The sequence below is a fragment of the Streptomyces sp. DvalAA-14 genome, from assembly GCF_900091855.1.
Classification (GTDB): domain Bacteria; phylum Actinomycetota; class Actinomycetes; order Streptomycetales; family Streptomycetaceae; genus Actinacidiphila.
Genome location: NZ_FMCH01000199.1, coordinates 22,958 through 31,934, shown reverse-complemented (window position 1 = coordinate 31,934; position 8,977 = coordinate 22,958). Strand labels below are relative to the sequence as shown.

Here is an 8,977-nt window from a genome sequence, read left to right as displayed (position 1 = left end):
GGGATGTGCGAGGGGGTGGGGCCCGACGGCCCCGGGCCGGGCGCGGGGCCGGGTGGCTGCGCCCCCGGCGGCGGGGGCGACGCGATGGGCGGCTCCAGATGGCTCATGACGGGCTCCCGGGAATGCGTCGGCGTCCACGGCGCGGGAGGCCGAACGGCTGGGCAGGAGTCCGGCGTCTTGACCCGCTCTATGACAAGAGGATTTGACGCATTGTCGGTCCACGCGACCACACGTGACCCGTCCGGGCCCCTCCCCGGCCGAAATCACCCCCGTACGGCCCATACCGGGCCGCCACCGGCGGCGGCCGGGCGCCCTTGCCGCTACGCCCGCCCCACGCCCCGCCCCGACGGCCCCGCCCCCACGCCCCGCCGCTGCCCCGCTAGCCGGCCGTCAGCAGCGCGGCCAGCCGGTCGAGGGTGACGGGGGACAGGTGGCGCCGCAGGGTCTCCGCGAGGGCCTCCGGGGTGGAGCGCGGGTCCAGGGTGATCGGGCCGGCCGGCCCGGACGGCTCCCGGCGGCCCGCAGCCGCGGCGGACGACACGGAGGACGACGCGGGCCCGGACGACGAGGCGGGCCCGGACGTCGAGGCGGGCCCGGACGTCGAGGCGGGCCCGGACGTCGAGGCGGATCGGGCGGCCGGACCGGGTTCGGCGCTCCGCGGCCCCGGCATGCTCTGGGCGTCCCGCGGCAGACGGGCGATGCGCCGCGCGTCCTCGACGGTCAGGCGGCCGTCGGCGAGCGCCGCGCGCAGCTCGTCGCTCAGCTTCAGCAGCGCGAGCCGCTGGGAGACGAAGCCCTGCGACTTGCCGATCCGGGCCGCGACCTCCCGCTGCGAACAGCCGTACGCGCTGATCAGGCCATGGAGCGCCTGGGCCTGCTCCAGCTCGGTCAGGTCGTCGCGCTGGACGTTCTCGATCAGCGCGTCCTCATCGGTGCGGGACGCGTCCGTCCGTACGTGCACGGGCAGTTCGGTCAGCCCGGCCAGCCGGGCGGCGGCCAGCCTGCGGTGACCGTGCAGCACCACGTACGAGGCCGCGCCGACCGCCGCCCGGTGCTCCGGGTGGGCGGCCAGGAAGTCCGCCCGGGGGACGACGCCGAGCGGTTGCAGGACCCCGCGCTCCCGGAGGGTGTCCGCCAGCCCGGCCAGGTCGCGCAGTTCGGCGCGCGGGTTGCCGGGATTGGGGGCGAGCGCGCCGACCGGCACGGTCACCGGGTGCGGGTGGCGGGGCGGCGGCGCGGCGCCGGCCATCGCGTCCGCCGCGGCCCCGACCAGGCTGCCGGGCGAGCCGCCCGCGCCGAGCAGCGTGGCCAGATCGGTCCGCCGCCCCATCACCGGACGGCTCCGGCCTTGCCGCGGGCGGTCCGGGCCCGGGGCAGCGGCGGCGCGCCCAGCCCGACTTCCAGCGCCAGCCGGAAGAAGTCCTCACGGGCCTGCAGGGCGGTCCGGTTCGCCGCGTACTGGGTGACGACCAGGCCGTCGGCGCTGGCCCGGGTGTGCAGCTTGTAGTGGCGGACCACGGTCCGGGCGGCCGGCCAGCCCTGGGCGGCGATGAACGCCTGGGTCTGTTCGAGGTCGGCGCGGCCGTCGCGCGGGTCCCAGTTGTTGACCACCACCCGGTACGGCAGCCCGCGCGGCGCGATCACCTGCTCCACGGTGCGCTGCGTCGGCTCGAAGCCCAGCGGCTCGGGCTCGATCGGCACGATCACGTCGTCCGCGCTGTCCAGCACGGCCCGCAGCGCGTCCGCGGCCGGGCCGGTCCCCAGCGGGTCGCCGCCGGCTGCGACCGGCACCCCCAGCCACCCGGGGGTGTCCACGAACACATGCCGTACGCCCGGCAGTTCGCGCAGCGCGGCCAGCCCGGTGAGGTCGTCGTGGGCCTGCACGAAGTCGAAGGGGAGCCCGTCGCCGACCCGTTCGGACCACCAGACCGCGGAGCCCTGCGGGTCGATGGACACGGCCACCACCTGGGCGCCGCCACCGGGAACCGTGCCGCCGCCGGACGCGCTCCGGCTGGTCCCGACGCGGCTGGTCCCGACGCGGCCGGCCACGGCATCGCCGCGGCCCAGCACATCGGCGGTGACCGCGGCGAGATTGACGGTGAGCGTCGACTTCCCGACGCCGCCCTTCTGGTTGAGGATCACATGGACATGGGCCACAGCGGGTCTCCCGGAGCGAGCGCGACGAACGCCGATGAACAGTACGGAACAGTGCCGAACTGTGCCGAACGTGACGCCGAAGAATCTGACAAATCGGACGTAACGCTCACTGTCGCACGGTGCTCGCCGGATGCCGGGGACCCGCGCCCGGGTGGAGGCGGGCCCGCCGCCACCCGGGGGTCCGGGACCGCTACTCGGTCTCCTCCAGCCGGAAACCGACCTTCAGTCCGACCTGGTAGTGCTCCACCTCGCCGTCCACGATCTGCCCGCGGACCTGGGTGATCTCGAACCAGTCCAGTCCGCGCAGGGTCTGCGCGGCCCGGCGGATGCCGTTGCGCACGGCGGCGTCGACGCCTTCCGGCGAGGTGCCGACGATCTCGGTGACGCGGTAGGTGTGATCGGCCATGACGGTCTCCCTCTGGATCAGCGGATACAGCGGACTGGAGCGGACTGGAGCGGGTTGCGGCGGATACAGCGGATTGCGGCGGAACGGGTGGAATCGTGCCGAAGGACGGCAGGTGGCGGGCCCGGCCGGGCGACTCAGTGGTGGAACGCGGTCGCCTTGCTCTCCGGCCGGTGCAACGGCTGGGACTGGGCCCGCAGTTCGGGCAGCAGCCGGTCCAGGTCGTCCATCAGCAGATCGGCCAGGTCCTGGGAGAAGCCGTTGCGGCAGACCACCCGGAGCACCGCCAGATCCTGGCGGTTGGCCGGGAAGGTGTACGCCGGCACCAGCCAGCCGTGCTCGCGCAGCCGCCGCGACACGTCGAAGACGTCGTACGCCGTCACGTCCGGCGACGTGGTGACGGCGAAGACCGGCAGCTCGTCTCCCCCGCTGACCAGCCGGAAGTCGTCCATGGCGGCGAAGCGCGCGGCCATCGACGTGGCCACGTCCCGGCTGGTCTGCTGGACCGCCCGGTAGCCTTCGAAGCCGAGCCTCAGGAACGTGTAGTACTGCGCCACGACTTGGGCGCCCGGCCGGGAGAAGTTGAGCGCGAAGGTCGGCATCTCACCGCCGAGGTAGTTGACGCGGAAGACCAACTCCTCCGGCAGCGCCTCCGCGTCCCGCCACAGCGCCCAGCCGACGCCCGGGTAGACCAGCCCGTACTTGTGCCCGGAGGTGTTGATGGAGGCGACCCGCGGCAGCCGGAAGTCCCACACCAGGTCCTGGTCGAGGAAGGGCGCGACCATCGCGCCGGAGGCGCCGTCCACATGCACCGGGATGTGGGTGCCGGTCCGCTCCTCGTACGCGTCCAGCGCGGCGCAGATGTCGGCGACCGGCTCGTAGGACCCGTCGAAGGTGGAGCCGAGGATGGCGACGACCCCGATGGTGTTCTCGTCGCAGAGGGCCAGCGCCGACTCGGCGTCCAGGTGCAGCCGGTCCCCGGTCATCGGCGCGAGGCGCGGCTCGACCTCCCAGAACGCGCAGAACTTCTCCCAGCACACCTGCACATTGGCGCCCATGACCAGGTTGGGGCGGGCGGTCGCCGGATAGCCCGGGGTGCGCTTGGCCCAGCGCCGCTTGAGCGCCAGGCCGGCCAGCATGCAGGCCTCGGAGGAGCCGGTGGTGGAGCAGCCCACGGTGGCGTCCGGATCCGGCGCGTTCCACAGGTCGGACAGGATCGCCACGCAGCGCCGCTCCATCTCGGCGGTCTGCGGGTACTCGTCCTTGTCGATCATGTTCTTGTCGAGGCACTCCGCCATCAGGACCCGGGCCTCGGGCTCCATCCAGGTGGTGACGAAGGTGGCCAGGTTGAGCCGCGCGCTGCCGTCGAGCATCAGCTCGTCGTGCACCAGCTGGTAGGCGGCGGACGGCGTCATCGGGCCGTCCGGCAGCCGGTGCTTGGGCGGCGCGGTGGTCATCCCGCCCACCGGGTCGGCCGCGCCGAAGAAGGGGTTGACGGAGAGCTCGCGGGCCGAGCTGGAGCCTTGGTGCAGGGACATGCTGGGGCCTCTCGGCGGGGACGGTGGTACCGAGCTGTACGCCGTGGGACGAGACGTGCGCCGGACGCGACATTACGGGCATTTCGTACGCCTTGCAGCTTGTCGCGACCGGCCGGCGCCTCGTCAGAGGACAGCCTTCCCTACCGGGGCGATCTCACCGGACCCGGGGTCGCGCCCTACCGACGGTCCCCACCCACGGGCCGGACGCGAGTCGTCAGGCCCTAGAAGCCCCGGGTCCGCTTCGCGGCCTTGCGCGGTGGCTCCGCCCCGGGGCGTTTCAGTGCCAGCCGGGCGATCTCATTGCCGAGGTTGACGCCGACGGCGATCGCGAGGGCCAGCGCGGCGGCCTTGGTGAGCTGGGTGAACCCTTGGTCGGTGTGGTGCTGGGTGATGGCCAGCAGCCCGAAGTAGGTCGCCGATCCGGGCAGCAGCGGGCCGATGGCCGGGGTGACGTAGGGCAGCACCGATCCGTACCGGTAGCGGGCGAGCAACTGTCCGAACAGGCCGACCAGCCCGGCCGCGGCGGCGGTGGCGGCCACCTGGTTGCCGCCGGCCCGCTGGTGCAGCACCCCGTACACGGTCCAGGCGACTCCGCCGTTGAGGGTGGCGAGCGGCAGCACGCTCCGCTCGCACTGGAGCAGGACGGCGAAGGCCAGCGTCACCACCATCGCGGCGACCAGCTGCACCCACGGGTGGTCGTAGGCCCGCAGCGCCTGGTCCGGATCGAGATCGGCGCCCAGCGACACCCCGGCGTAGAGGATCAGCGTCACGCCGATGACGATGCCGACGACGAGGTAGATCACCTCCAGCAGCCGGGCCGAGGCGGTGATGTAGAAACCGGTCAGGCCGTCCTGGACGGCCGCCACCAGTGCCCGGCCGGGCAGCAGCGCGAAGAGCCCACCGGTGATCACCGCGGAGGACTGCACTCCGTTCGCGCCCGGTATCCAGTGGCCGTAACGGTCCACCACCACGCCCATCGCGGCAGCCGGCATCGCCGCCGCCGCGAACTGGTAGAACTCCGGCAGCCCGCGACCGGCCAGCAGCCAGGCCAGCCGGTCGCCGAGCATCGCGGCCAGCGCCGCCGCCACGAAGATGATCGGACCACCGCCGACCAGCGTGCTCGCCGCCCCGGCCAGCAGCCCGGCCGCGCCGGTCAGCGCCCAGCTGTCGTACGGGTGCCGGTTGCGCCGGATGCCGGCCAGCCGCCGGTAGGCGTCCTCCAGCGTCACCTCGTGCTCGGTGATCGCCCCCACCAGGGCGAAGACCGCGGCCAGCCGGGTGTAGTCGGTGCCGCGCCGCCGGACGGTACGGCTCATGGTCAGCGGTGGCTCGGTCAGCGAGGGCTGGTACGAGATGCCGAGCAGCGTGAAGGTGACGGCGGGCTCGACCCGGGCCAGCCCGTAGGCGTAGGCGACGCCGAACATCGCCGCCTCCACGTCCTCGGCGCCCTCGCCGCCGGCCAGCAGCAGTTCGCCGATCCGCAGCGTGAGGTCCAGCACCCGCGGCACGGCGACGCCGGGCCCGGACTCCGCGCGGGCCGGCGGGACCCGGGGCACCGGCCGCTCGGTGGCGGGCAGCCGGACGATGGCCCGCATCCGGTCCTGCCAGTGGGCGTCGTCCGGCGGCAGCACCACCTGGGGTATGCCCTCGGGCGGGGTGAAAGCGGTGCCCGGACCCGGTGCGGCGGGCAGGCCGGCGACGGGGCCGGCCGCCCGACCCGCGCCCGTCCCGCCACTGGTGCCGCCACTGGTGCCGCCGCCCGGACCGCTACCGGAGGCCGTGCCCGTCCCGTGGCTTCCCCTGCTGCTACCGCCGCCCGTCCCGTTACCGGTGTCCGGCCCCGCGCCGTTCACTTCCTCATCAGCGCTTCTGCGCCCGGTGCCGGCCGCCGCGCGCGGCGGGGGCCAGCGGGTCGGAACCGTCGACCGGGAGCGCCGAGGCCGCAGCGACGGCCTCGCCCGACCCCTCGCCCAGGGCGCCGGCCTTCTTCGCCTTGCCGCGCGACCGCAGGAATTCGATGCCCAGCGGCACCACCGAGATGAGCACCACCAGGACCAGCATCGCCTCGATGTTCTTGCGGACGAAGGCGATCTGGCCGAGCCAGTAGCCGAGCAGGGTGACGCCGGCCCCCCACATCGTCCCGCCCATGACATTGAAGGTGACAAAGGTGCGGTAGTTCATTCGACTGACGCCCGCGACGATCGGGGTGAACGTCCGCACCACCGGTACGAAGCAGGCCATCACGATCGCTTTCGGGCCGTGGTGTTCGAAGAACGCGTGCGCCTTCTCGATGTTCTCCATCTTGAACAACCGGGAATCGGGCCGCCCGAACAGCGAGGGCCCCACCTTGCGCCCGAACAGATAGCCCACCTGCTCGCCGGCCACCGCCGCCACCGCGATCGCGGCGGCCACCAGCGCCAGCGGCTGGTGCAGCGTGCCGGACGCCACCAGCAGACCGGTCGTGAACAGCAGGGAGTCACCCGGCAGGAAGAAACCGATCAGCAGGCCGGACTCGGCGAACACGATCAGCAGCACGCCCCACAGGCCGTAGGTGTTGATCAAGTGGTCGGGGTCGAGCCAGCTCGGGCCGAGCGCGAGGTTCATCACTGTCCAAAAGTATCAATCCTGTGTTGATACAAACGTTCCGCAAGCAGTGGTAGGTGGACTACCTTCGCCGCAGCGTCATCCACGCACCATCACAAGTTTGGCAAGTCCCGCAGGAACTACGGCAAGCGCAGCAAGTCAGGCACGTCATGCACATCACACATATTCGGTACCACCGACATCATCGGCCCCACCGGCACTGCTGCCACCTCGGACATGGCCGGCCGGGCCGGCCTGCCCCGCACCACCTGAATTCCACCCCCCACGTGCCCCGTCACCGCGTCCGACCACCCTGGCGGCTCCCGTTATGACACGCGCCATCACTCTGCACGAAGTCTCCAAGTACTACCCGAAGCAGCCGTCGCCGGCCGTGGACAGGTTTTCGCTCGACATCGCACCAGGAGAGTTCCTCGTGCTGCTCGGCCCTTCGGGCTGCGGCAAATCCACCGTGCTGCGGATGATCGCCGGGCTGGAGGACATCACCACCGGCGAACTGCTGCTGGACGGCGAGTACTCCAACGACCTCGCGCCCAGCGACCGCAAGATGGCGATGGTCTTCCAGAACTTCGCCCTGTACCCGAGCATGACCAGCCGGGAGAACATCGGTTTCCCGCTGCGCTTCGAGATGCCCGGCGAACAGCACGGCCCGCGGGTCGACGAAACCGCCCGCATCCTCGGCATCGAGGAGATCCTCGACCGCTACCCCGGGCAGCTGTCCGGCGGTGAGCGGCAGCGCGTCGCCATGGGCCGCGCGATCTCCCGCCACCCCTCCGTCTTCCTGATGGACGAGCCGCTGTCCAACCTGGACGCGAAGCTGCGCGCGCACCTGCGCGCCGAGATCGCCCGGCTCACCCACGGCATGGGGGTCACCACCGTCTACGTCACCCACGACCAGGCCGAGGCGATGTCGCTCGGCGACCGGGTGGCGATCATGCGCAGCGGCGTGCTCCAGCAGATCAGCAGCCCCCGCGAGGCGTACCACCTGCCGGAGAACGTGTTCGTGGCGGCCTTCGTCGGCACACCGCGGATCAATCTGCTCCAGGCCATGGTGATCGCGCCGCTCACCGGCGGAATGTGGATCGACTTCGGCCGCCAGCGCCTCGGACTGCCCGAGCCGCTCAACTACGACCATCAGATGCTGCGGATCCAGCAGGGCCGGCGGATCATCGTCGGCCTGCGCTCGGAGGCGGTGCGGATCGCCCAGCCCAGTCAGGCGCACGCGGGCGAAGTGGTGCTCAGCGGCATCGTCGAGCACATCGAGTACCAGGGCCACGAGTCGCTGGTGCACCTCAACACCGGCTCGCGGCCGGCCCTGGTGCCCGAACTCGAAGCGCCCCGCCCGGTCGGCGGACCCGGCTCCCGGGCCGGCTCCCGGCGGGCCGCGGGCGGCTCCAACGGCATCGGCAAGCTGGCCCGGGGGGCGGCCCGGCGGCTCCAGGCGTCGGTGATGGAACGGGACCACGCCGGCGGCCACCCCGGCAGCCACGCCGCCGGCAACGGTGACACGCCGCCGCCCCGGCCCGCGCACAGCCCCGGCCAGAGCCCGATCCCCGTCATGGACCGCCCGATGGGCGGCCCGGAGACGCAGACCGGCGACCTGGTGGTCCGCACCGGCCCCGACATCCGCGTCCGCCGCGGCGACCGGGTACCGCTGCTGGTGGACCTGGCCTACCTCTACGTCTTCGACCAGGACGGCAACCGGATCTGCCCGGCGCCGGTACGGCAGCCACGCCTGGAGTGAGCCGGAATCCCGGAACCCCGGGGGAGGGAGTGCGAGCCGCCGGAGCGACCGGAGGCGTACTCCCGCCCGCCGGGGCAGGCTTCCGGTATGGGAATCGAAGAGTTCGGCGGTGGGCAGGAACAGGGCGCGGACATCCTCGTCGTCACGACCAATGAGGCCCCGGGCTTCCGGGTGGAGCGGGTGATCGGCGAGGTGTTCGGCCTCACCGTGCGCTCCCGCCACCTCGGCAGCCAGATCGGCGCGGGCCTGAAGTCGATGGTCGGCGGAGAGCTGAAGGGCCTGACCAAGACGCTGGTCCAGACCCGCAACCAGGCCATGGAGCGCCTCGTCGAACAGGCCCGCGCCCGCGGCGCCAACGCGGTGCTCACCATGCGGTTCGACGTCACCGAGGCGGCCGACATCGGCACCGAGGTGTGCGCCTACGGCACGGCGGTGGTGCTGGCCAAGGACTGATCCCACCGTCGGACCCCGGCTCTTGGGCGTCGGACGGCCACGACGGTGACGGTGCCCTTCCGACCTGAAGCCGTCGGTGCC

8 protein-coding genes are annotated in these 8,977 nt (G+C 72.7%); 2 read left to right on the top strand and 6 right to left on the bottom strand.

Translation table 11 applies throughout. The features are described from left to right. Positions 1-379 precede the first annotated feature (379 nt). The 6 genes from GA0115240_RS10120 to GA0115240_RS37965 form a co-directional block, all read right to left on the bottom strand. On the bottom strand, positions 380-1,330 hold the full coding sequence (locus tag GA0115240_RS10120; protein WP_093736331.1) for a ParB/RepB/Spo0J family partition protein: 951 nt from the start codon (positions 1,328-1,330) through the stop codon (positions 380-382). Continuing rightward, complete coding sequence (locus GA0115240_RS10115) at positions 1,330-2,157, bottom strand: ParA family protein (protein WP_093736330.1); 828 nt, start codon at positions 2,155-2,157, stop codon at positions 1,330-1,332. The genes GA0115240_RS10120 and GA0115240_RS10115 overlap by 1 nt, the downstream gene beginning before the upstream one ends. Positions 2,158-2,347: 190 nt before the next feature. Next, on the bottom strand, positions 2,348-2,563 hold the full coding sequence (locus GA0115240_RS10110) for a dodecin (RefSeq protein WP_093736329.1): 216 nt from the start codon (positions 2,561-2,563) through the stop codon (positions 2,348-2,350). Between the two features lie 134 nt (positions 2,564-2,697). Continuing rightward, positions 2,698-4,098, bottom strand: a complete 1,401-nt coding sequence (locus tag GA0115240_RS10105; protein WP_093736328.1) for a glutamate decarboxylase — start codon at positions 4,096-4,098, stop codon at positions 2,698-2,700. A 221-nt stretch (positions 4,099-4,319) separates the two neighbouring features. Continuing rightward, positions 4,320-5,951, bottom strand: coding sequence for a threonine/serine ThrE exporter family protein (locus tag GA0115240_RS10100; RefSeq protein ID WP_256069639.1), 1,632 nt, complete (start codon positions 5,949-5,951; stop codon positions 4,320-4,322). Between the two features lie 7 nt (positions 5,952-5,958). Continuing rightward, the gene (locus GA0115240_RS37965) at positions 5,959-6,702 is read right to left on the bottom strand and encodes a DedA family protein (protein ID WP_093736326.1); all 744 of its coding nucleotides are present in this window, start codon (positions 6,700-6,702) and stop codon (positions 5,959-5,961) included. 307 nt (positions 6,703-7,009) lie between these two features. Between GA0115240_RS37965 and GA0115240_RS10090 the strand changes: the two genes are divergently transcribed. Both GA0115240_RS10090 and GA0115240_RS10085 read left to right on the top strand, forming a co-directional pair. Further along, positions 7,010-8,443: an ABC transporter ATP-binding protein gene (locus tag GA0115240_RS10090; RefSeq protein WP_093736325.1), complete on the top strand. Its 1,434-nt coding sequence runs from the start codon at positions 7,010-7,012 to the stop codon at positions 8,441-8,443. 87 nt (positions 8,444-8,530) lie between these two features. Continuing rightward, positions 8,531-8,896 (top strand): YbjQ family protein, encoded by a 366-nt coding sequence (locus GA0115240_RS10085; protein ID WP_093736324.1) that lies wholly within the window; start codon positions 8,531-8,533, stop codon positions 8,894-8,896. Positions 8,897-8,977 lie beyond the last annotated feature (81 nt).